The organism is Sphingomonas sp. IC-56, assembly GCF_021043375.1.
In the GTDB taxonomy this organism is placed as follows: domain Bacteria; phylum Pseudomonadota; class Alphaproteobacteria; order Sphingomonadales; family Sphingomonadaceae; genus Sphingomonas.
Map to the genome: position 1 here is coordinate 248,126 of NZ_JAJNDV010000001.1, position 21,302 is coordinate 269,427.

Below are 21,302 nucleotides of genomic sequence, written 5' to 3' on the forward strand. Positions count from 1 at the left end.
GCTCCGAACCGCAGGTGAAACGACGAGCGCATAGGCACGGCGACCAACATCTGATGTTCGGAAGAAGCGCGACATATGCAGCCGCAGCCATGCTGTCAAGCGCAGGCGGGTTTGAAAACCGGAACCGGATTCATACACGAGCGTTGCGCGGCCGCCAAGCAGCGCACGCCCCACCCGTCTCAGTCGGCATTCATTTTACCTGCAGGCCGTGCCCGCGCCTGCCCTGCAGCCCGCACGATCACAGCCGATCCGAGCAGGATCATGCCCACCAAGCCGCCAATCGACAGCAGGCCCGCCGGCGTGACCTCCACTTCCGCGTTCGCTTCGGACCGCTCTCCCCAACGCAAGCGCAGCGCCGCCCGCTGCGGCGCACCGAGGATGCTTAGCGCCTGCTCATCAGCGGGCGCGCGCAGTTCAGCGTCATGTGGTTGAAAATCGCCGGTCATCGCCAGCAAACGCGCAAGGAAGCGCAAGCTTTCCCATTGAAACCTCCCTGCCGATACACAGAAGCGGCAGGGGATATTGTCAGCCAAATGGACGTAAGCGGCCGAAGCGGCGCCGGGCAGCTTAGGCGGCAGGCACCCCGTCCAGCACCGCGTCGATCTGGCGCGTTACTTCGTCCATGTCCGCCATGCCGTCGACATGCCGCACCAGACCCCGGGCCTCATAGAAAGGAAGGATCGGCGCGGTTTTCGCGCGATACTCCGCCATGCGGGTCCGCACCGTCTCGGCATTGTCGTCGGGGCGGCGCTTGAACTCGTGGCTGCCGCAAACATCGCACGTCTCAGCCACCACCGGCAGCTTGAACGTGTCGTGATAGCCTGTCCCGCAGTTCCCGCAGGTGAAACGGCCGGTGATCCGCTCGACAAGTGCTTCCTCGTCGACGTGTAGCTCGATCACATAATCCAGCTTACGCCCGCGCTCAGCCAGCAGGCCTTCCAGCGATTCGGCCTGGGCCGAGGTGCGCGGATAGCCGTCAAAGATCGCGCCGCCTGCTGTGTCCGCCATGTCCAGGCGCTCGCCGATGATCCCCGACACGATCTCGTCCGAGACGAGCTCACCCGCATCCATCACGGCTTTCGCCTTCAGACCTACCGGCGTCCCCGCCTTCACTGCCGCACGCAGCATGTCGCCGGTCGACAGCTGCACCATGCCACGGGCGGCCTCCAGGCGACTCGCCTGGGTACCCTTGCCCGCGCCCGGAGGGCCCAACAGGATGATGTTCAACGCAACTTCCCCTTCGATGCGCGCGCGCGTGTTAGCGCGTCCGACCCTTCAGCTTCGCCTTCTTGATCAGGTCGCCATACTGGTGTGCCAGCAGATGCGACTGGATCTGCGTAACCGTGTCCATCGTTACGTTGACCACGATCAGAAGGCTAGTGCCGCCCATCAGGAAGGTACCGCCCAGCGACGAGATCGCGAACTCGGGCACCAAACAGATGAAGGTCAGGTACGCCGCGCCGATCACGGTGATGCGCGTAAGCACGTAATCGAAATAGTTCTCGGTGTTTTTGCCGGGACGGATGCCCGGGATGAACCCGCCATGCCGCTTGAGGTTGTCGGCGGTTTCTTCCGGATTGAACACCACGGCGGTGTAGAAGAACGAGAAGAAGATGATGCCGAAGCCATAGAGCGCCATGTAGAGCGGCGAGCCGTGGCGCAGCCAGGTGTTCAGGTTGATCACCAGGTCGCCCATGAAGCTCTCGCCCGCGGTCGCCTGGCCGGCGAACTGGGTGATCGTCAGCGGCAGCAGCAGCAGCGACGAAGCGAAGATCGGCGGGATGACGCCTGCGGTGTTCAGCTTGAGCGGCAGATGGCTCCGCTCGGCCTGCACGCCACGCGCGGTCTGGCGCTTGGGATACTGGATCAGGATGCGGCGCTGCGCGCGCTCCATGAAGCAGATGAACAGCACCAGGCCGACGACTGCGACCAGGATCAGGATCAGGCGCAGCGGGTCGATCGTGCCGGTGCGGCCGCTCTCGAACAGCTGAACCATGGTGGTTGGCAGGCGGGCGACGATGCCGGCCATGATGATCAGCGAAATGCCGTTGCCGATGCCGCGGCTGGTGATCTGCTCACCGATCCACATCAGGAACAGCGTACCGCCCACCAGGCTGATCACCGCGCCGACGCGGAACAGCATGCCCGGTTCGATCACGGGCTGCAGCCCCTGCGAGGCGCCGAAGCTTTCGAGACCGACGGCGATGAACCAGCCCTGCACCGCGGTCAGCGCGACCGTGCCGTAGCGGGTATACTGGTTCAGCCGCTTGCGGCCGCTCTCGCCTTCCTTCTTGATCGCGTTGAGCTGCGGCGACAGCGAGGTCGCGAGCTGCACCACGATCGAGGCAGTGATGTAGGGCATCACGCCCAGCGCGACGACCGACATGCGGTTCAGTGCGCCACCGGTGAAATTGTTGAAGAAGTCGAGCACGCCGCCCTGGGTCTGCTGCGCGAGCAGGTTCAGCTGGGTCGGGTCGACGCCGGGAAGCGGCACATAGCTGAGCAGCCGGAAGACGATCAGCGCCCCGATCGTGAACCACAGGCGCTTCTTGAGTTCGGTCGCCTTTCCGAACTTGGCCAGGCTGATGCTGGAGGCGAGTTGATCGGCTGCGGATGCCATGTGCGAATCTGTCCTGGAAACCAAAACGGCGGGAAAGCGTTCAACCGCCCCCGCCGCTCATATAGGGCTTGATGCCCCCTGGGCAATCTGTTCCCCGGCAAAGCCTGGGGACAGTTGCAAGCGGCCGGAAAAGCTCGCCCCGGCTCGCGCCGGGGCGAAGCAAGATCAGCCCTGGTTGCCGGCCTTCTTGGCAGCCTGCGCAGTGCGGTGCTTGGCCTTGTGCTTGTCGGCGGCCGGAACGATCTCCGGCACGGTCACCGAACCGCCAGCCTTTTCGACTGCCTCGCGGGCGCCCTTCGACACACCGGCGACGGTGAAGCTCAGCTTCGCCGAGAACTCGCCCTTGCCGAGCAGACGCACGCCGTCCTTGCCGCCACGCGCCAGGCCGACGGCCTTGAGCGCCGCATGATCGATGTCGGTCGCGGTCAGGCGGCCTGCATCCACCATCTTCTGGATCTCGCCCAGGTTCACCTCGGCATAGTCCTTCGCGAAGATGTTGTTGAAGCCGCGCTTCGGGATACGCATGTGGAGCGGCATCTGGCCGCCTTCGAAGCCCTTGATCGAGACGCCGCTGCGGCTCTTCTGACCCTTCTGGCCGCGGCCACCGGTCTTGCCGAGACCCGAACCGATACCGCGGCCGACACGGACGCGGCCCTGGCGGGCACCCTGGTTATCGCGGAGATCGTTCAGCTTCATGATGTGCACTCGCTTTCGCTTTTGTCGCGCTAAAGGACGTTGGTTGAAATTGGAAAGGGGGCCGCTTAGCCCCCTTCCCCCGGTTTGTCACCGGTAATCTGTCACTTGGTCAGAGGACGAAGGCTCAGCCTTCGACAATCTGAACCATGTGCGGCAGCTTGCGGATCATGCCACGAACTTCGGGCGTGTCCTCAAGCTCGCTGACCTTGTGCATCTTGTTGAGGCCCAGGCCGATCAGCGTTGCGCGCTGATCCTTGGTGCGGCGGATCGGCGAGCCGATCTGCTTGATCTTGATGGTTGCCATGATCTGTTACTCCACGATCGCGGCTGCATCCGCCTCGGCGGTCTGCGAACCACCGCGGCCGAGCAGGTCGGCAATCTTCTTGCCGCGCCGCTGAGCGACCGACTTCGGCGAAGTCTGCTCGTTCAGCGCCTCAAAGGTGGCGCGGATCATGTTGTAGGGGTTCGACGTACCAACCGACTTGGTCACCACGTCCGCAACGCCCAGCGACTCGAAGATGGCGCGCATCGGGCCACCGGCGATGATGCCGGTACCGGCAGGCGCCGTACGAACCGTCACGCGGCCGGCACCGAAGTGGCCATTGCCGTCGTGATGGAGGGTGCGGCCTTCCTTGAGCGGAATGCGGACCATCGTCTTCTTGGCAGCTGCGGTCGCCTTGGAGATGGCTTCCGGCACTTCGCGCGCCTTGCCATGACCGAAGCCGACACGGCCCTTGCCGTCGCCCACGACGACCAGCGCTGCGAAGCCGAAGCGCTTACCGCCCTTCACCGTCTTCGAGACGCGGTTGATGTGAACCAGCTTCTCGATCAGCTCTTCACCGCCATCGTCGGCACCGCGCGGGCCGCCGCGATTGTCACGACCGCCACGGCCGCCATCGCGACCGCCACGACCACCACCGCCGCCGGGACCACCACGGCCACGGCCACCGCCGCCACCGGGACCGCCACGGCCACGGCCGCCGCCCTGATAACCGCCGTCCTGCGCCGGAGCGCTGGCTTCCGCGGGAGCGGCCGAGCCGCCAGCTTCTGGCGTGTTGTTCTCGTCAGCCATCTTTAGAACTCCAATCCGCTCTCACGCGCGGCATCCGCCAGCGCCTTGACGCGACCATGGTAGAGGAAGCCACCGCGGTCGAAGACGACCTGAGTGATGCCAGCGGCCTTGGCAGCCTCGGCAACGCGCTTGCCCACTTCCTGTGCCGCCGCGATGGTCGCGCCGGTGGAGCCGCGCACGTCCTTCTCGAGGGTGGAGGCAGCGGCCACGGTGCGGCCTGCGGTGTCGTCGATCACCTGGGCATAGATGTGCTTGCCCGAGCGATGGATCGACAGGCGCGGACGGCCACCAGCACGCGCACGAAGCGCGGTACGGTTGCGGCGACGACGCTTCTCGAAAAGCGAAAGACCCTTGGTGCTGATCACTTCTTCTTCCCTTCCTTACGGAAGATGAACTCGCCGTCGTACTTGATGCCCTTGCCCTTGTACGGCTCAGGCTTCCGCCAGCGGCGAATCTCGGCCGCAATCTGGCCGACCTTCTGCTTGTCGATACCCGAGATTTCGACCGTGGTCTGGTCCGGGGTCTTGATCTCGATGCCTTCCGGCACGTCGATGTTGACGTCGTGCGAATAGCCGAGCTGGAGCTTGAGCACCTTGCCCTGCGACGCGGCACGATAACCGACGCCGGTGATCACGAGCTTCTTGGTGAAGCCCTCGGTCACGCCGGTGATCAGGTTCTGCACCATCGTGCGCTGCATACCCCAAAAGGCACGCGCCGCCTTGGTCTCGTTCGCCGGCTTCACCAGGATGCCGTCATTCTCGAGCGTGTAGCTGATCTCTTCGCGCAGGTTGAGCGAAAGCGCGCCCTTGGGGCCCTTCACGTTCAGCACGCGGTTGTCGATCGAGGCGGTGACGCCTGCCGGTACGGTGACCGGCTTCTTGCCGATGCGGCTCATCAGAACACCTCCGCCAGCACTTCGCCACCGACATTCTGTTCGCGCGCTTCGGCGTCAGACAGAACGCCACGCGGCGTCGAGACAATCGTGATGCCCAGGCCGTTGCGGACGCGCGGAAGTTCCTGCGAACCCGAATATACGCGGCGGCCAGGCTTCGAGACGCGGGCGACGTGCTTGATCGCCGGCTGACCCTCGAAATACTTGAGCTCGATGCGGATGCCCGCTGCCGGGCCCATCTGCTCTTCGGAATAACCGCGGATATAGCCTTCGCGCTGGAGCACGTCGAGGACGCGGACACGCAGCTTCGACGCAGGCGTCAGGACGGAGTCCTTCTTCGCGCGCTGGCCGTTGCGGATGCGGGTGAGCATGTCACCCAGGGGATCGGTCACTGCCATCTTCGTGATCCTTACCAGCTCGACTTGGTGACACCGGGGATCAGGCCCTTGTTGGCCAGATCACGGAACATCACACGAGCGAGACGGAACTTGCGGTAATAGGCGCGCGGGCGGCCGGTGATCTCGCAACGGTTGCGAACCCGACCCGGGTTGCCGTTGCGGGGGATCTCGGCCATCTTGAGGCGCGCGATGAGACGCTCTGTCTCGTCCACGCTCTCGTCGTTCGCGATCGCCTTCAGCTTCGCATACTTGCCGGCGTACTTCTTCACCAGCTGCTTGCGACGCTCGTTCTTGTTCACGGAACTCAGTTTCGCCATGACTTAAGTTCTCTTTCCCTTACGCTGCCTGCTTCGCTTCGCGGTCCGCATCCTGCGGGAACGGGAAGCCGAAGAGACGAAGAAGCTCGCGAGCTTCGTCATCGGTCTTAGCGGTGGTGGTGACGATCACGTCCATGCCGCGCACCTTGTCGATACGGTCATAGCTGATCTCGGGGAACACGAGCTGCTCCTTCAGGCCGCAGGCATAGTTGCCGCGTCCATCGAAGCTCTTCGGGTTCAGCCCACGGAAATCGCGAACGCGCGGCAGCGCGATCGTGACGAAGCGGTCGAGGAACTCGTACATGCGCTCGCGGCGAAGGGTGACCTTCACGCCGATCGGCATGCCCTCGCGCAGCTTGAACTGCGCGATCGACTTCTTCGCCTTGGTGATGACCGGCTTCTGACCAGCGATCAGCTCCATCTCACCAGCGGCCTGGTCGACCTTCTTCTTGTCCTGGGTCGCTTCGCCAACGCCCATGTTCAGCACGATCTTGTCGAGCCGCGGGACTTCCATGACGTTCTTGTAGCCGAACTTCTCGGTCATCGCCTTGACGATGGTCTCGTCGTACAGCTTCCGCATCCGCGGCGTGTAGCTATCAGCCATTGATGACATCCCCGGTCTTGACGGCCACACGGACCTTCTTGCCGTCGCGCTCCTCGAAACGGACGCGCGTAGGCTTGCCGTCTGCGGTCACGTGCGCGAGCTTGGAAACGTCCATCGGCGCTTCCGAACGCTCCAGGCCACCCTGCGGGTTGGTCTGGCTCGGCTTCTTGTGGCGAACCGCCACATTGATGCCCGACACGACGACCTTGCCGTCCTTGGGCATCGACTTGACGACTTCACCGGTCCGTCCCTTGTCCTTGCCGGACAGGACGATGACCTGGTCGCCCTTCTTGATCTTGGCAGCAGCCATCACAGCACCTCGGGGGCGAGCGAAATGATCTTCATGAAGCCCTTCGAGCGGAGCTCGCGGACCACCGGGCCAAAGATACGAGTGCCGATCGGCTCCTCGTTCTTGTTGACCAGCACCGCGGCATTGCCGTCGAAGCGGATCACCGAACCGTCGGTACGACGGACGTCCTTGGCGGTGCGGACGATCACAGCGCGGTGAACGTCGCCCTTCTTCACGCGGCCGCGGGGTGCGGCCTCCTTCACGCTGACGACGATCACGTCGCCAACGCCGGCAAAGCGGCGCTTAGAGCCACCCAGCACCTTGATGCACTGCACCCGCTTCGCGCCGCTGTTGTCAGCGACGTCGAGATTGGATTGCATCTGGATCATTGATCCGGTTCCTTCTCGTTCGGCCTACCGGGACCAGTGTAAACTCCGGCCCGGCGGTTCCAGTTAAAGCCGTTAGGCCCTTGGTTAGGCGATGTCGGCCCGCTCGGGGGTCGCGTGGGTGTTCACCCGCTCGATCACCTTCCAGGTCTTCAGCTTGGAGATCGGCGCGGTCTCTTCGATGCGCACGGTCTCACCCGCCTTATACTCGTTGCCCTCGTCATGGGCATGGTACTTCTTCGAACGACGGATGATCTTGCCGTAGAGCGGGTGCTTCACCTTACGCTCCACCAGCACCACCACCGTCTTCTCGCCCTTGTCGGAGACGATCTGTCCCGTCAACACGCGCTTAGGCATGGTCGCTTCCTTACTTCGCTTCCGAGCGCGTACGCTCGGACTGCAGCGTCTTGATACGGGCGATGTCCCGACGGACTTCCTTGACCCGGCTCGGCTTTTCAAGCTGGCTGGTCGCGGCCTGGAAGCGCAGGTTGAATGCCTCGCGCTTCAGGTTGCCAAGCTGCTCGCTCAGCTGATCGTCGGTGTTGGCCCGGAGATCGGTAGCCTTCGTCATTCTATCAACCCTCCAGGTGCGTGGTGTCGCCGAGACGCGCCACGACCTTGACCTTGATCGGCAGCTTCATCGCCGCACGCTCGAACGCTTCCGCGGCGAGCGGACCGGGAACGCCGTCCAGCTCGAACAGGATGCGGCCTGGCTTCACGCGAGCTACCCAGAACTCGGGCGAACCCTTGCCCGAGCCCATGCGGACTTCGGCAGGCTTGGACGAAACCGGAAGATCCGGGAAAATACGGATCCACAAACGGCCCTGACGCTTGATGTGGCGCGTGATCGCGCGGCGAGCCGCTTCGATCTGGCGGGCGGTGATCCGCTCCGGCTCCATCGCCTTCAGGCCATACGACCCGAAGTTGAGGTCCGTGCCACCCTTGGCGTCGCCATGGATGCGGCCCTTGAAGGCCTTGCGGAACTTGGTGCGCTTAGGTTGCAGCATGTTTCTCTACTCCCTTAGCGGCGATGATCGTCGCGCGCGGGGCGCACGCCGGAGGTCTGAGCCTCCATCATCAACCGGTCCTGCGCCATGGGATCATGGCCCAGGATCTCACCCTTGAAGACCCAGACCTTCACGCCGCACACGCCATAGGCGGTGTGTGCCTGCGCTTCGGCATAGTCGAGGTTGGCGCGCAGCGTGTGCAGCGGCACGCGACCCTCGCGATAGCTTTCCGAACGCGCGATCTCGGCGCCGCCAAGACGGCCACCGCAAGCGACGCGGATGCCGTCGGCACCCAGGCGCATCGCAGACTGCACCGCACGCTTCATGGCGCGGCGGAACGCGATACGACGCTCCAGCTGGTCGGCAATACCCTGCGCGACGAGCTTGGCATCGACTTCCGGCTTGCGGATCTCGACGATGTTCAGGCTCACGTCCGAGCTGGTCATCGCGCCGAGCGTCTTGCGCAGCTTCTCGATGTCCGAGCCCTTCTTGCCGATGATCACGCCGGGGCGTGCAGCGAAGATGGAGATGCGGCACAGCTTTGCCGGACGCTCGATGACCACCTTGGAGATCGCGGCCTGGGGCAGCGTCTTCATGATGTACTGGCGGATCTTGAGATCCTCCAGGAGCAGGCGGCCATAGTCCGCGCCTTCGGCGAACCAGCGGCTGTCCCAGGTCCGGTTGATCTGCAGGCGCAGACCGATCGGGTTGCTCTTGTGACCCATTATGCTTCTTCCTGCTCGCGCACGACAATGCGCAGACGGCTGAACGGCTTCAGGATGCGGGTGGACTTGCCACGGCCGCGGGTCGCGAAGCGCTTCATCGTGATCGACTTGCCGACCGATGCCTCGGCGACGACGAGCGCGTCGACGTCGAGGTTGTGGTTGTTCTCGGCGTTGGCGATCGCCGAAGCGAGCACCTTGCGAGCGTCAACCGCCATTGCCTTGGTCGAGAACTGAAGGATGTTCAGTGCGTCGCCAACCTTCTTGCCGCGGATCAGACCAGCGACCAGGTTCAGCTTCTGGGCCGAACCACGGATCTGCGTGCCGACCGACAGCGCTTCCTTGTCGCCTACGCGACGGGGTGCCTTAGGCTTCGACATCAGCGCTTACCCTTCTTGTCGGCAGCGTGACCGGGGAAGAAACGAGTGGGAGCGAACTCACCCAGCTTCATGCCGACCATGTCTTCGTTAACCGACACCGGCACAAACTTGCGGCCGTTGTACACGCTGAAGGTCAGGCCAACGAAGTCGGGCAGGATCGTCGAACGACGCGACCAGGTCTTGATCGGCGCACGCGCGTTGGTTTCCTGCGCGGTCTGCGCCTTCTTCAGCAGATGGAGGTCCACGAAAGGACCCTTCCAGACTGAGCGAGCCATGTTAGCCCTTCCTCTTCGTCGAATGACGCGACCGGATGATCATCTTGTCGGTCGACTTGTTGTGACGGGTGCGTGCACCCTTGGTCGGCTTACCCCACGGAGTGACCGGATGACGGCCGCCCGAGGTCCGGCCTTCACCACCGCCGTGCGGGTGGTCGACCGGGTTCTTGGCAACGCCGCGGGTCAGCGGGCGCTTGCCCAGCCAACGGTTGCGGCCGGCCTTGCCCAGGTTGGTGTTCTGGTTGTCCGGGTTGGACACCGCACCGACCGTACCCATGCAGTTGCCGTGGATATAGCGCTGCTCGCCCGAGTTCAGACGAACGATCACCATGCCCTTGTCTCGGCCGACGACCTGCACATAGGTGCCTGCCGAACGTGCGATCTGACCGCCCTTGCCCGGCTTCATCTCCACGTTGTGGACGATGGTGCCGACCGGCATCGACGCGAGCTCCATGGCATTGCCCGGCTTCACGTCGGTCTTCTGACCGGCGATCACCTTGTCGCCGACAGCGAGACGCTGCGGGGCGATGATGTAGGCCACGCTCGGCTTGCCGTCGATCTCGCCATAGTTGACGAGCGCGATGAACGCGGTGCGGTTCGGGTCATACTCGATCCGCTCGACGGTGCCTTCGACGTCCCACAGGCGGCGCTTGAAATCGACGATGCGATAGCGCTGCTTGTGACCGCCGGCGATGCCGCGCGAGGTCACGTGACCCTTGTTGTTACGGCCGCCGGTCTTGGTCTTGCCCTCGGTCAGCGACTTGACCGGACGACCCTTGTACAGGCCCGAACGGTCAATGAGGATCAGGCCACGAACGCCAGGCGACGTCGGATTATAATTCTTGAGTGCCATCGCCTCAGATTCCCGTCGTCACGTCGATCTGTTCGCCTTCGGCGAGCGTCACGATCGCTTTCTTCATGTCGGAGCGCTTGTAGGGAGCACCCTTCCAGCGCTTGGTCTTGCCCTTCTGGACGATCGTGTTGACGCCAGTGACCTTGACCGAGAACAGCGCCTCGACGGCTGCCTTGATCTCGGGCTTGGTGGCGTCGCCAGCGACCTTGAACACAACCGCGTTGTGCTCGGAGACGAGCGTCGACTTTTCGGTGATGTGCGGCGCGACAATCACGTCATAATGACGGTTGTCGATCGCGGCAGTCTGCTTCTTAGCCATTGAAGCGCGCCTCCAGCTTTTCGACGGCAGCGCGGGTCAGGACCAGCGTGTCGCTCTTCAGGATGTCGTAGACGTTGGCACCGATCGCCGGCAGGACATTGACGCCCTGCAGGTTGCGCGCCGCCAGGAAGCCGCCGGCCTCCGCGTCGATGATCAGCGCCTTCTTGCCGAAGCCCAGAGCAGTGAACTGCGCCTGGAGCTCCTTGGTCTTCTCACCGGCATTGCCGTCCAGGACGATCAGCGAACCAGCCTTGGCATGGCTCGAGAGCGCCATCTTCAGGCCCAGCGTGCGAACCTTCTTGTTCAGCGACGGATTGAAGTCGCGGACGCGGGCGCCGTGCGCCTTACCACCGCCGATGAACACCGGAGCGCGGCGATCGCCGTGACGCGCCGTGCCGCCGCCCTTCTGGCGACCCCACTTCTTGCCCGTACGCGCGACGTCGGAACGCTCGCGGGTGCCGCGGGCGGTGCCGCGACGCTTCTCGAGCTGCCACGTTACGACGCGGTGCAGAATGTCGGCGCGCGGCTCGACGGCGAAGATCTCGTCGTTGAGCTCGATGGCGCCAGCTTCTGCTGCGTCGAGGGTTTGAACCTTGACCTGCACTTAGCCCTCCTGGCCTTCGGTAGCTTCCGGAGCGGCCTGGACAGGCGCTTCAGCGGGAGCTTCATTGCTGTTGGCGACGGCCTTCAGGCCGGCGGGGAACGGTGCAGCCTCGGGGCGCGAAACCTTGACGCTGTCCTTGACGAACAACCAGCCACCCTTCGAGCCGGGCACGGAGCCCTTCACGAAGATCAGGCCACGCTCGACGTCGGTGCCGACGATCTCAAGGTTCTGCTGGGTGCGGAACTTGTCGCCCATGTGCCCGGCCATCTTCTTGTTCTTGAAGACCTTGCCGGGATCCTGGCGCTGACCGGTCGAACCGAGCGAACGGTGCGAGACCGAGACACCGTGGGTGGCGCGCAGACCGCCGAAGCCCCAACGCTTCATGCCGCCCTGGAAGCCCTTACCCTGGGTCTTGCCCTGAATGTCGACATACTGGCCAGCGACATAGTGATCGGCCGAAATCTCAGCACCCACGTCCAGCAGGCCATCCGCATCGACGCGGAACTCGTGGACCACAGCCTTGGGCTCGACTTCAGCCTTGCCGAAGTGGCCGCGCTGCGGCTTGGAAACGTTCTTGCTCTTCGCCGAACCGGCGCCGAGCTGGACAGCCGTGTAGCCGTCACGATCTTGCTCGCGGACGGAGACGACCTGAACGCCTTCGAGAGCCAGAACGGTGACCGGCACGTGGCGGCCGTCGTCCTGGAACAGGCGGGTCATCCCCAACTTCTTCGCGATCACGCCAGTGCGCATGATCTTATGCTCCTATGCATAGGCACCCGCGGGACCATTCCCTCGGGTGCGTGCTTCAGCCCTGTTGTAGTGCGAGCCCCCGTCCGGGCTGAACCCTTGCCGAAGCGAGGGAGACGGGGGACGCAGACCCGGACACTCCAAGGAGGCCGGCGGTATCCCTATGTCGTCATGAGCGCGCCAGCATGGCGCTCTCGGCTCCTTGCGTCGGATCGGGAAGACCCTGTCGAGGAACCAGCGAATCCACTGCGGGACTCGCGAAACTCTTGCGAAGGCGCGCCTTTACGTCAGCACGCCTTCCCTGTCCACCCCCGCGCATGCGAGGACGGACAATGAATCAGGCAAGCTTGATTTCGACGTCGACGCCGGCAGCCAGGTCGAGCTTCATCAGCGCGTCAACGGTCTGCGGGGTCGGCTGCACGATGTCGAGCATCCGCTTGTAGGTGCGGACCTCGAACTGCTCGCGCGACTTCTTGTCGATGTGCGGACCGCGGAGAACGGTGAACTTCTCCGTCTTGGTCGGCAGCGGAATGGGGCCACGGATGAGTGCGCCGGTGCGGCGCGCAGTGTCGGCGATGTCGCCGGTCGCCTGGTCGAGCACGCGATGATCGAACGCCTTCAGGCGAATGCGGATATTGCTGTCCATAGTCCCTACCGATGCGAAAGAGCGGGCCGCGCGAAACGCGGCTCTTGCTGTTGAGCGAAAAACCGAAGGGGCGCCTCTACACATCGAAGGCCTTGGGATCAAGCCTCAAAACCGCCTTCCGCCAACCCCTTCGCACAAACACCTGCAGGCGCGGGCGGCAGGCCGGATCGTGGCGAAACACCGCTGGCGTACCTACATACGACTTATGCCAGTCCCCTCAACGCCGTACATTCTCGCGTTCGGCGACAGCCTCACGGCCGGCTACGGCCTGCCCCGCCCCGCCTCCTTTCCATCCCAGCTAGAGGCCCTGCTGCGCCGTCAACACCCCGGCGCAACGGTGCAGAATGCCGGCGTGTCGGGCGACACCACAGAAGGCGGCCTACGCCGCCTGCCTCGCCTGCTCGCCAGCCTGAAGCGCAAGCCCGATCTCGCCATCGTCGAGCTCGGCGCCAACGATCTCCTGCGCGGCATCGCCCCCGACCGCACCCGCGCCAACCTGGACGCGATCCTCGAGCAGTTCGGCCAGTGCGGCATCCCCACGCTTCTCGCCACCTTCGAGGTACCGCGCTTCCTCACCCCACTCGCCGCACGCTACGACGGCATGTACGAAGCGCTCGCCGCCAAGCACCGCACCGCCCGCGCCCCCTTCTTCCCACCCGGCGTGCTCGGCCACCCCGACCTGGTCTTGCCAGACGGCCTGCACCCCAACGCGCATGCCGTGGAGCTGATCGCGGCGGCGTTCCTGCCGGCGGTCACCGCAGCGCTCAATCGAAACAGCGCTGAAGCCGCCTAGCATGAAGCTCACTGGCCAGTAGCAGGCTCCAGTGCGCGGCGGGGGCGGCAGAACTCAGATGTCCCGTCCGCCACGTTAGCTACGCTTCAATGCGCCGCCCTCGCGCCTTTGCTGGCCAGGGGAAGCAAAGCCGAACGGCAACTTCTAAGCGGACGTCAATGCTCCGTGGACCCCTTGTCGGCCTCAGCCTCACGAAGCCCTTCGATTTCGCTGACCAAGCGCTCAGCCTCAGAGATGCGTGCCAAAGAGTCCGCCAAGTCATGCTTTGCGCGTTCGGCTGCGGCTTTAGACTCTTCGATGAGGGCTCTGAGCCCTTCCAGTTGTGCTGCATACTGCATGCCCCGCGAACCATCTCCGGACGCGAGAGTTCACGGAATTAACATGGATTGGCCAGCGGTCCCGCTCCGGGAGCAGCGCGATCATTATCGCCGCATGGTGGCGCTGAGATGGACCAGGATAGCGGAACGGTTGCCGAAGAATGACATGCGCACTGGCTACGCGAGTCGCCCCATCCCAATCTGCAAAAGAAAAGCCCGGCCTTCCTTTCGGAAGACCGGGCTTTCTTTTCAGAGCCCTTGCGGGCGCTGATTACTTGACGATTTCAGCGACAACGCCTGCACCGACGGTGCGGCCGCCTTCGCGGATCGTGAAGCGCTGGCCAACGTCCATAGCGATCGGCGCGATCAGCTTGACGCCCAGAGCGACTTCGTCACCCGGCATCACCATTTCGGTGCCGGCCGGCAGTTCGATCGTGCCCGTCACGTCGGTCGTGCGGAAGTAGAACTGCGGACGGTAGTTCGCGAAGAACGGCGTGTGACGGCCACCCTCGTCCTTCGACAGGACGTACACCGACGACTGGAACTCGGTGTGCGGCTTGATCGAGCCCGGCTTTGCCAGAACCTGACCACGCTCCACTTCGTCGCGAGCGACGCCGCGGATCAGCGCGCCGATGTTGTCGCCAGCCTGGCCCTGGTCGAGCAGCTTGCGGAACATTTCAACGCCGGTGACGGTGGTCTTGCGGACCGACTCCTGGATGCCGACGATCTCGACTTCCTCGCCAACCTTCACAACGCCGGTCTCGACGCGGCCGGTGACCACGGTGCCGCGGCCCGAGATCGAGAACACGTCTTCGATCGGCATCATGAACGGCTTGTCCAGCGGACGCTCCGGCTGCGGGATCGACTCGTCGACTGCTGCCATGAGGGCCAGGATCGCGTCCTTGCCCAGCTTGTCGTCCGAACCCGAAAGGGCTGCGGTCGCCGAACCGCGGATGATCGGAATGTTGTCGCCGTCGAACTCGCGCTTGGAGAGCTCTTCGCGGATTTCCATTTCGACCAGCTCAAGGATTTCCTCGTCGTCGACCAGGTCGACCTTGTTGAGGAAGACCACCATGGTCGGAACGCCGACCTGGCGGGCGAGCAGGATGTGCTCCTTGGTCTGCGGCATCGGACCGTCGGTCGCTGCCACAACCAGGATCGCGCCGTCCATCTGCGCCGCGCCGGTGATCATGTTCTTCACATAGTCGGCGTGGCCCGGGCAGTCGACGTGCGCATAGTGACGCGAATCGGTCTCATACTCGACGTGTGCGGTCGAGATCGTGATGCCGCGCTCGCGCTCTTCCGGCGCCTTGTCGATGTTGGCGAAATCAACCGCCGCGTTGCCCGCGACGTTCTCGGCCAGAATCTTGGTGATCGCAGCGGTCAGCGACGTCTTGCCATGGTCGACGTGACCGATGGTGCCGATGTTGAGGTGCGGCTTGTTCCGCTCAAACTTTGCCTTGGCCATTTTTCCCTACCTTCTGATCTGAATATCCGCGCCGCTAAGGGACTCGCCGGAAGGCGAGCCCCATAACGACTGTTTTAACCGATTGCCAGCCCGGCGCTTACGCCAGCTTGGCCTTCACTTCCTCGGCGACGTTCGAAGGAACCTCGTCGTAGTGCGAGAACTGCATCGAGTAGTTCGCGCGGCCCTGCGTGAACGAGCGGAGCGAGTTCACATAGCCGAACATGTTCGCCAGCGGCACCATTGCAGTCACCGCCTGCGCGTTGCCGCGCGTGTCGGTGCCCTGGATCTGGCCACGACGGCTGTTCATGTCGCCGATGACGTCACCCAGATAGTCCTCCGGAGTGATGACTTCGACCTTCATCACCGGCTCGAGCAGCGTGATGCCAGCCTTCTGGGCCGCTTCACGCATCGCACCGCGCGCGGTGATTTCGAACGCCAGGGCCGAGGAGTCGACGTCGTGGTACGCGCCGTCATACAGCACGATCTCGAAGTCGATGATCGGGAAGCCGACCAGCGAACCGGTGGCTGCCGTCTCGCGGAAGCCCTTTTCGATCGCCGGCAGATATTCCTTGGGAATATTGCCGCCCTTGATCTCGTCCTTGAAGATGATGCCTGCGCCGCGCTCACCCGGCGTCAGCTTCACCTTCACGCGACCGAACTGGCCGGTACCACCCGACTGCTTCTTGTGCGTGTAGTCGATGTCCACGGCCTTCTTGAGGTACTCGCGGTACGCCACCTGCGGCGCGCCCACGTTCGCCTCGACCTTGAACTCGCGCTTCATGCGGTCGACCAGGATCTCGAGGTGGAGCTCGCCCATCCCCTTGATGATGGTCTGGCCCGACTCATGGTCGGTCGAAACGCGGAACGAGGGATCCTCGGCAGCCAGGCGGTTGAGCGCGATGCCCATCTTTTCCTGGTCGGCCTTGGTCTTAGGCTCCACCGACAGCTCGATCACGGGCTCGGGGAACTCCATCCGCTCGAGGATGATCGGCTTGGCCGGATCGCACAGCGTGTCGCCGGTCGTGGTCTCCTTGAGGCCCGCGATCGCGACGATGTCGCCAGCGCGTGCTTCTTCGATGTCCTCACGCGAATTCGCGTGCATCAGGAGCATACGGCCGATCTTTTCCTTCTTGTCCTTCACCGAGTTCAGGTAGCCGCCCTTGGTGAGGGTGCCCGAGTAGATGCGGGCAAAGGTGAGCGAGCCGACGAACGGATCGTTCATGATCTTGAACGCCAGCAGCGACATCGGCGCGTCGTCCGAGGCCGGGCGCGAATCCGGGGTCTCGCCGTCGAGCTTCACGCCCTCCACGTCCGGAATGTCCAGCGGGCTGGGCAGATAGTCGACAACGGCGTCGAGCAGGGGCTGCACGCCCTTGTTCTTGAACGCCGAACCGCAGACGATCGGAACGAACGAGAAGTTCAGCGTGCCCTTGCGGATCAGCGCCTTGAGGTCGGCGACCGACGGCTCATTGCCCTCAAGATACGCTTCCATCATGGCATCGTCCTGCTCGACGGCCATTTCGATCAGGTCGCTGCGATACTTCGCGGCCTTCTCGGCCATGTCGGCCGGGATTTCCTGATATTCGAACTTCGCGCCCAGCGACTCTTCTAGCCAGATGATCGCGCGGTTCTCGACCAGGTCGACCAGGCCCTTGAAGCCGCCTTCCATGCCGATCGGGAGATACAGCACGGCCGGACGCGCGCCCAGGCGCTCGATGATCGAGTTGACGCAGAAGTAGAAGTCGGCGCCGGTGCGGTCGAGCTTGTTGACGAAGCACATCCGCGGAACCTTGTACTTTTCCGCCTGGCGCCACACCGTCTCCGACTGCGGCTCAACGCCGGCAACGCCGTCGAAGCATGCAACCGCACCGTCGAGCACGCGCAGCGAACGCTCGACTTCGATGGTGAAGTCGACGTGCCCGGGGGTGTCGATGATGTTGATCAGGTGCTCTTCACCCTTGCCCTCTTCGGCGCGCCACTTGCAGGTGGTTGCCGCCGAGGTGATGGTGATGCCGCGCTCCTGCTCCTGCTCCATCCAGTCCATCGTCGCGGTGCCTTCGTGCACTTCGCCGATCTTGTAGGACTTGCCGGTGTAGTAAAGGATACGCTCGGTGGTCGTGGTCTTGCCGGCGTCGATGTGCGCCATGATGCCGATATTACGGTAGCGCTCGAGGGGATGGCTGCGGGCCATGTGTCTTCTCCAATGCCGCCAGTGGGGCGGGCTGAAACCTGGTTTGGGCCGTACCTCAGCCCGTTCGGGCTGAGCTTGTCGAAGCCCTGTACTTCCTTCTTCCCTGGGGAAGAAGAACAGCCCTTCGACAAGCTCAGGGCGAACGGTGATTGGGGTGAGAGCCTAAACTCCCACCCCATATAGTGTCGCTTTTTACCAGCGGTAGTGGCTGAAGGCGCGGTTCGCTTCGGCCATACGGTGGGTATCTTCGCGCTTCTTCACCGCGTTGCCGCGGTTGTTGGCGGCATCCATCAGTTCGCCCGACAGGCGGCCCGACATGGTGTGCTCGCTGCGGTTGCGGGCCGAAGCGATCAGCCAGCGGATCGCCAGCGCCTGGGCGCGCTCGGGGCGCACTTCGACGGGGACCTGGTAGGTCGCACCGCCGACGCGGCGGCTGCGGACTTCGATGCCCGGCTTGATGTTGTTCAGTGCGTCATGGAACACGCCGATCGGCTCGCGCTTGGCGCGCTGCTCGACGGTGGTGAGCGCCGAATAGACGATGTTCTCGGCGACGGACTTCTTGCCGTCCAGCATCACCGAGTTCATGAACTTGGACAGAACCTCATCCCCGTACACGGGATCAGGCAGGATTTCCCGCTTTTCGGGACGACGACGACGAGCCATCTTGAACTTCCTTCTAAATCTTCAGCCGATTCCAGAACACGTCTGGGGCTTACTATGGCTGGATTACTTGGGACGCTTCGCGCCGTACTTCGAACGGCTCTGCTTGCGGTCCTTGACGCCCTGCGTATCGAGCACGCCGCGCAGCACGTGGTAGCGCACACCGGGAAGATCGCGCACACGACCGCCGCGGATCAGCACAACCGAGTGCTCCTGAAGGTTGTGGCCTTCACCCGGGATGTAGCTGATGACTTCGCGCTGGTTGGTCAGGCGAACCTTGGCCACCTTGCGAAGTGCCGAGTTCGGCTTCTTCGGGGTCGTCGTGTAGACGCGGGTGCAAACGCCGCGCTTCTGCGGGTTCTGTTCCATCGCAGGGACCTTGGACTTGGCCTTCTGCGGCTCGCGACCCTTGCGGATCAGCTGGTTGATTGTTGGCATGAAGCCCTTCACCTTTTCGACGTTACCGGGCGAACCCGGCGGTTACTTTGCTGGAGCCCTAGAGAAGAGAATACGAAAAAGCGCCGGGTGTCCGAAGATCCCCCGCGCCATTGCGTCCCCAGCAACGTTCAGCTCTTTGCTCCCCGAGGCTTAGCGGCCAAAAGCCTCCTCGCGGAACGGTCGCGCCTATAGCTGTCGCGCGGGTAGCGGTCAATGCCCCTGCCCGCCCGCGCCACGGCGCCACAAACGGCAAAGGGCGCGCTCCCCGCAGAAGCGCGCCCCTTCCTGTCAAAGTGGATCGAAAGCTTACAGGCTCTTGATCTTGGTCAGGTGCGACTGAACCACCTTCTGCGCGTCCGCGGCAAAGGTCTTCAGCGCCGCGACATCGCCCGAGGACTCATAGCCCTTGAGCAGGGTCAGCGCCTTTTCGTGCGCGATCGCCTGCTGCTGCTTGAACAGCGTATCGAACGCTGCGCCTTCCGCCTTTTCAAGCGCGGCCAGGTTCGCTTCCTGCTCGGCGTTCAGCGCCGGGTTCGGCACGATCGCCGGCTCCGCCTTGGCGCCCGCGGCGGTCAGCTTCTGAGTCGACTCGGTGTGGTGCTGCACAATCATGCCGCCGAAATCCTTCAGCGCCTGGTTCTGCGCCTTTTCCTGCGCCATCTTGCCCGACTGGATCTCGAAGAAGTCACTGGCGCCGACATCGTTGGCGAACTTCTGCGACGGCGTCGCCGCCTCGCCCGTCATCAGCGCGTTGTCGGCCTCGTTGCCCGGGGTCATCGTATCGGTCGCCAGACCTGCATTGGCCACGCCGGTGTCGCTGGTGTTGGCGGTGCCGTTCTCGGTCGTGCCGCCATTGCAGGCCGCAAGCGCCAGCGCGGGCAACAGCCCGAGGGTCAGGATCTTCTTCATGTTAGGCAGTCCTCCTCCGAAGCTGCCACAACGCGGAAACACCCCGAATGTTCCGCCCGCGAGACGAACGCCCGCCTACAGCGCCCGAAGCTCGGCGAGGAAGCCGCCCACCTGGCTCGACAGCGCCTCCGCCTCGCCTTGCAGCCGCTGCGCGACACCGGCCATGTCGCGCGCGCTTGCCGAAGCATTCTGGGACGATCCGCCGATCGCCTCCACTTCGATGCGGATGCCCTCCCCTGCCTCCACCGCCTCAGCGACATTCTGCGCGATCCCGCGGGTGACCGCTTCCTGCGCTTCCACCGCCGAGCGGACGCGGGCCGCCACGCTCGCCATGGACCCGATCGCCCGCTCCACCTGGCCATGGCCCTGCGCCACGTCCTCGATGCCGGAACGGATGTCGCCGACATGCGCGGCCACGCTGGCCGCCGCCACTCGGGTCTGCGCCGACAACTGCTTCACTTCGTTCGCAACCACGGTGAAGCCCTTGCCCGCCTCGCCGGCACGCGCCGCCTCGATGCTGGCGTTGAGCGCCAGCAGGTTCACCTGGCCGGCAATGTCGCCGATCATGCTGACGACCGAGTCGATCGTCTGTGCGGCGTGGAGCAGATCGCGCGTACGCTCGCTCCCCAGTTGCACCAACGCCGCGGCATCCTCCGCCGCCGCGCTCGCCGCCTTCGCCTCCCGCCCGATCTCTGTCAGCGTCACGGCGAGCCCGCTGCCCCGCGCGGCGATCTCGGCCATGTTGCCGCCGGTCTGCGCCGCCGCCGCCGCCACCGCGGTCGCCCGCTCGCCCACTTTCACTGCGCGCTCGGCCGTGTCCGCCGCCCCTTGCTGAAGCTGGGAGGCGAGGCCGCGCATCGCCTCCACCAAAGCCTCTACCTGCCCTTCGAACCGCTCGCTCGCCCGCTCGATCCGCTCGGCCCGCGCGACCCGCAGCGTTGCCGCCTCGCGCTCATGCTCAGCCGCCAGGTGCACCAGCCGCCGGTTGTTCACCACCGCATGCAATCGTCCGTCCCGCACGATGATCATGCCTTCCGAACCATGGGCGCCGCGATAGGCGTGGATCAGCGCGCCGATGTCCAGCGACGCTTCCGCTACCGGACAACTCCGCACATGCCGCGCCACTCCATGCCCATAGCTCGGGTTGCGCAGCAGTGCGTGGCCAAACGGATTGAGCAGCAGGCGCCGCACATCCTTTTCAAAGATCGCGCCCACCGGCCGCCGTGTGCCGTCCAGCACCGGCATCACGCGCAGATCGGGGTCGGCGGTGAACGCCTCCACCGCCTTGAACACGCTGTCCTCCATCGACAGCGAAGGAGGATCGATCTCGCACCCCAGCAGCCACGCATCGGCGGCGACCGGATCGGAGGAGCGCAGGGAAAGAGCAGCGGATGGCATAGCCGCCATAGACCATGGCTCGGTAAAGACGAACTTGCTGGTTAGTTACACTACCGAGACAATGCGAAGTTTTTCGCTGTTGCAGCATTCTCAGACAGGTTCTAGAGCGCCGCGCAGCAACAGGTGTCCTCCTTCTGGAGGATGAAAATGGGAAGTCGGTGCGAAACCGACGCTGCCCCCGCAACTGTAACCGGCGAGTTGTCGTGCATCGTACCACTGGGGTAACCTGGGAAGGCGGCGCGAACAGGCGAAGACCCGGGAGCCAGGAGACCTGCCTGTTGCCTGTCGATTCCTTTGCGCG

At 64.1% G+C, this 21,302-nt stretch carries 31 protein-coding genes and 1 riboswitch; of the genes, 1 reads left to right on the forward strand and 30 read right to left on the reverse strand.

Annotated features, from left to right (window positions below; all coding sequences use genetic code 11):
* Positions 1-179: 179 nt before the first annotated feature.
* From LQ953_RS01310 to rpsJ, 24 genes are all read right to left on the reverse strand, one after another.
* On the reverse strand, positions 180-473 hold the full coding sequence (locus LQ953_RS01310) for a hypothetical protein (protein WP_231028642.1): 294 nt from the start codon (positions 471-473) through the stop codon (positions 180-182).
* A gap of 94 nt (positions 474-567) precedes the next feature.
* A complete protein-coding gene (locus tag LQ953_RS01315) occupies positions 568-1,227 on the reverse strand; it encodes an adenylate kinase (protein ID WP_231028643.1) in 660 nt (219 codons plus the stop codon).
* A 31-nt stretch (positions 1,228-1,258) separates the two neighbouring features.
* The gene (gene secY, locus LQ953_RS01320; RefSeq protein ID WP_231028644.1) at positions 1,259-2,620 is read right to left on the reverse strand and encodes a preprotein translocase subunit SecY; all 1,362 of its coding nucleotides are present in this window, start codon (positions 2,618-2,620) and stop codon (positions 1,259-1,261) included.
* A 165-nt stretch (positions 2,621-2,785) separates the two neighbouring features.
* Positions 2,786-3,316: a 50S ribosomal protein L15 gene (gene rplO / locus LQ953_RS01325; RefSeq protein WP_231028645.1), complete on the reverse strand. Its 531-nt coding sequence runs from the start codon at positions 3,314-3,316 to the stop codon at positions 2,786-2,788.
* 124 nt (positions 3,317-3,440) lie between these two features.
* Positions 3,441-3,620 (reverse strand): 50S ribosomal protein L30, encoded by a 180-nt coding sequence (gene rpmD / locus LQ953_RS01330; RefSeq protein ID WP_231028646.1) that lies wholly within the window; start codon positions 3,618-3,620, stop codon positions 3,441-3,443.
* Positions 3,621-3,626: 6 nt separating this feature from the next.
* On the reverse strand, positions 3,627-4,388 hold the full coding sequence (gene rpsE, locus LQ953_RS01335; protein ID WP_231028647.1) for a 30S ribosomal protein S5: 762 nt from the start codon (positions 4,386-4,388) through the stop codon (positions 3,627-3,629).
* Between the two features lie 2 nt (positions 4,389-4,390).
* Positions 4,391-4,750 (reverse strand): 50S ribosomal protein L18, encoded by a 360-nt coding sequence (gene rplR, locus LQ953_RS01340; protein ID WP_231029224.1) that lies wholly within the window; start codon positions 4,748-4,750, stop codon positions 4,391-4,393.
* Positions 4,750-5,283: a 50S ribosomal protein L6 gene (gene rplF, locus LQ953_RS01345; RefSeq protein ID WP_231028648.1), complete on the reverse strand. Its 534-nt coding sequence runs from the start codon at positions 5,281-5,283 to the stop codon at positions 4,750-4,752. The genes rplR and rplF overlap by 1 nt, the downstream gene beginning before the upstream one ends.
* Positions 5,283-5,678 (reverse strand): 30S ribosomal protein S8, encoded by a 396-nt coding sequence (gene rpsH, locus LQ953_RS01350; protein ID WP_184084631.1) that lies wholly within the window; start codon positions 5,676-5,678, stop codon positions 5,283-5,285. The genes rplF and rpsH overlap by 1 nt, the downstream gene beginning before the upstream one ends.
* Before the next feature lie 11 nt (positions 5,679-5,689).
* Positions 5,690-5,995 (reverse strand): 30S ribosomal protein S14, encoded by a 306-nt coding sequence (gene rpsN / locus LQ953_RS01355; RefSeq protein ID WP_231028649.1) that lies wholly within the window; start codon positions 5,993-5,995, stop codon positions 5,690-5,692.
* A 19-nt stretch (positions 5,996-6,014) separates the two neighbouring features.
* The gene (gene rplE, locus LQ953_RS01360) at positions 6,015-6,599 is read right to left on the reverse strand and encodes a 50S ribosomal protein L5 (protein ID WP_231028650.1); all 585 of its coding nucleotides are present in this window, start codon (positions 6,597-6,599) and stop codon (positions 6,015-6,017) included.
* Positions 6,592-6,909, reverse strand: coding sequence for a 50S ribosomal protein L24 (rplX, locus tag LQ953_RS01365; protein WP_231028651.1), 318 nt, complete (start codon positions 6,907-6,909; stop codon positions 6,592-6,594). Before rplX ends, rplE begins: the two co-directional genes overlap by 8 nt.
* The gene (gene rplN / locus LQ953_RS01370) at positions 6,909-7,277 is read right to left on the reverse strand and encodes a 50S ribosomal protein L14 (protein ID WP_184084643.1); all 369 of its coding nucleotides are present in this window, start codon (positions 7,275-7,277) and stop codon (positions 6,909-6,911) included. Before rplN ends, rplX begins: the two co-directional genes overlap by 1 nt.
* 84 nt (positions 7,278-7,361) lie before the next feature.
* A complete protein-coding gene (gene rpsQ, locus LQ953_RS01375) occupies positions 7,362-7,631 on the reverse strand; it encodes a 30S ribosomal protein S17 (RefSeq protein ID WP_184084646.1) in 270 nt (89 codons plus the stop codon).
* 10 nt (positions 7,632-7,641) lie between these two features.
* A complete protein-coding gene (gene rpmC, locus LQ953_RS01380) occupies positions 7,642-7,845 on the reverse strand; it encodes a 50S ribosomal protein L29 (protein WP_231028652.1) in 204 nt (67 codons plus the stop codon).
* Between the two features lie 4 nt (positions 7,846-7,849).
* The gene (gene rplP / locus LQ953_RS01385) at positions 7,850-8,281 is read right to left on the reverse strand and encodes a 50S ribosomal protein L16 (protein ID WP_231028653.1); all 432 of its coding nucleotides are present in this window, start codon (positions 8,279-8,281) and stop codon (positions 7,850-7,852) included.
* A 14-nt stretch (positions 8,282-8,295) separates the two neighbouring features.
* Entirely contained in the window at positions 8,296-9,006 is a 711-nt protein-coding gene (gene rpsC, locus LQ953_RS01390; RefSeq protein ID WP_231028654.1) for a 30S ribosomal protein S3, read from the reverse strand.
* Complete coding sequence (gene rplV, locus LQ953_RS01395; RefSeq protein ID WP_231028655.1) at positions 9,006-9,383, reverse strand: 50S ribosomal protein L22; 378 nt, start codon at positions 9,381-9,383, stop codon at positions 9,006-9,008. The genes rpsC and rplV overlap by 1 nt, the downstream gene beginning before the upstream one ends.
* A complete protein-coding gene (gene rpsS / locus LQ953_RS01400; protein ID WP_029936458.1) occupies positions 9,383-9,658 on the reverse strand; it encodes a 30S ribosomal protein S19 in 276 nt (91 codons plus the stop codon). The genes rplV and rpsS overlap by 1 nt, the downstream gene beginning before the upstream one ends.
* Before the next feature lies 1 nt (position 9,659).
* Complete coding sequence (gene rplB, locus LQ953_RS01405) at positions 9,660-10,511, reverse strand: 50S ribosomal protein L2 (protein WP_231028656.1); 852 nt, start codon at positions 10,509-10,511, stop codon at positions 9,660-9,662.
* 4 nt (positions 10,512-10,515) lie between these two features.
* Positions 10,516-10,830 (reverse strand): 50S ribosomal protein L23, encoded by a 315-nt coding sequence (locus LQ953_RS01410; RefSeq protein ID WP_231028657.1) that lies wholly within the window; start codon positions 10,828-10,830, stop codon positions 10,516-10,518.
* Entirely contained in the window at positions 10,823-11,434 is a 612-nt protein-coding gene (gene rplD / locus LQ953_RS01415; protein ID WP_231028658.1) for a 50S ribosomal protein L4, read from the reverse strand. Before rplD ends, LQ953_RS01410 begins: the two co-directional genes overlap by 8 nt.
* Entirely contained in the window at positions 11,435-12,184 is a 750-nt protein-coding gene (rplC, locus tag LQ953_RS01420; RefSeq protein ID WP_231028659.1) for a 50S ribosomal protein L3, read from the reverse strand. It lies immediately after the preceding gene.
* Positions 12,185-12,518: 334 nt separating this feature from the next.
* Complete coding sequence (rpsJ, locus tag LQ953_RS01425; protein ID WP_184084671.1) at positions 12,519-12,827, reverse strand: 30S ribosomal protein S10; 309 nt, start codon at positions 12,825-12,827, stop codon at positions 12,519-12,521.
* Positions 12,828-13,032: 205 nt separating this feature from the next.
* Here rpsJ and LQ953_RS01430 point away from each other — a divergent pair, with 205 nt between their 5' ends.
* Positions 13,033-13,620, forward strand: coding sequence for an arylesterase (locus tag LQ953_RS01430; RefSeq protein WP_231028660.1), 588 nt, complete (start codon positions 13,033-13,035; stop codon positions 13,618-13,620).
* Between the two features lie 588 nt (positions 13,621-14,208).
* On the opposite strand, the gene tuf is transcribed toward LQ953_RS01430, so the two are convergent.
* The 6 genes from tuf to LQ953_RS01460 all read right to left on the reverse strand — a co-directional run bounded on the left by tuf (position 14,209) and on the right by LQ953_RS01460 (position 21,001).
* On the reverse strand, positions 14,209-15,405 hold the full coding sequence (gene tuf / locus LQ953_RS01435) for an elongation factor Tu (RefSeq protein ID WP_231028661.1): 1,197 nt from the start codon (positions 15,403-15,405) through the stop codon (positions 14,209-14,211).
* A 97-nt stretch (positions 15,406-15,502) separates the two neighbouring features.
* Positions 15,503-17,596: an elongation factor G gene (gene fusA, locus LQ953_RS01440; protein WP_231028662.1), complete on the reverse strand. Its 2,094-nt coding sequence runs from the start codon at positions 17,594-17,596 to the stop codon at positions 15,503-15,505.
* A 192-nt stretch (positions 17,597-17,788) separates the two neighbouring features.
* Positions 17,789-18,259 (reverse strand): 30S ribosomal protein S7, encoded by a 471-nt coding sequence (rpsG, locus tag LQ953_RS01445; protein WP_231028663.1) that lies wholly within the window; start codon positions 18,257-18,259, stop codon positions 17,789-17,791.
* Between the two features lie 63 nt (positions 18,260-18,322).
* Positions 18,323-18,694 (reverse strand): 30S ribosomal protein S12, encoded by a 372-nt coding sequence (rpsL, locus tag LQ953_RS01450; protein WP_147044308.1) that lies wholly within the window; start codon positions 18,692-18,694, stop codon positions 18,323-18,325.
* 306 nt (positions 18,695-19,000) lie between these two features.
* Positions 19,001-19,603, reverse strand: coding sequence for a DUF4142 domain-containing protein (locus tag LQ953_RS01455; RefSeq protein WP_231028664.1), 603 nt, complete (start codon positions 19,601-19,603; stop codon positions 19,001-19,003).
* Positions 19,604-19,678: 75 nt separating this feature from the next.
* The gene (locus LQ953_RS01460) at positions 19,679-21,001 is read right to left on the reverse strand and encodes a methyl-accepting chemotaxis protein (protein WP_231028665.1); all 1,323 of its coding nucleotides are present in this window, start codon (positions 20,999-21,001) and stop codon (positions 19,679-19,681) included.
* Between the two features lie 105 nt (positions 21,002-21,106).
* A riboswitch (cobalamin riboswitch) is annotated at positions 21,107-21,294 on the forward strand.
* The last annotated feature ends 8 nt before the right edge of the window (positions 21,295-21,302 follow it).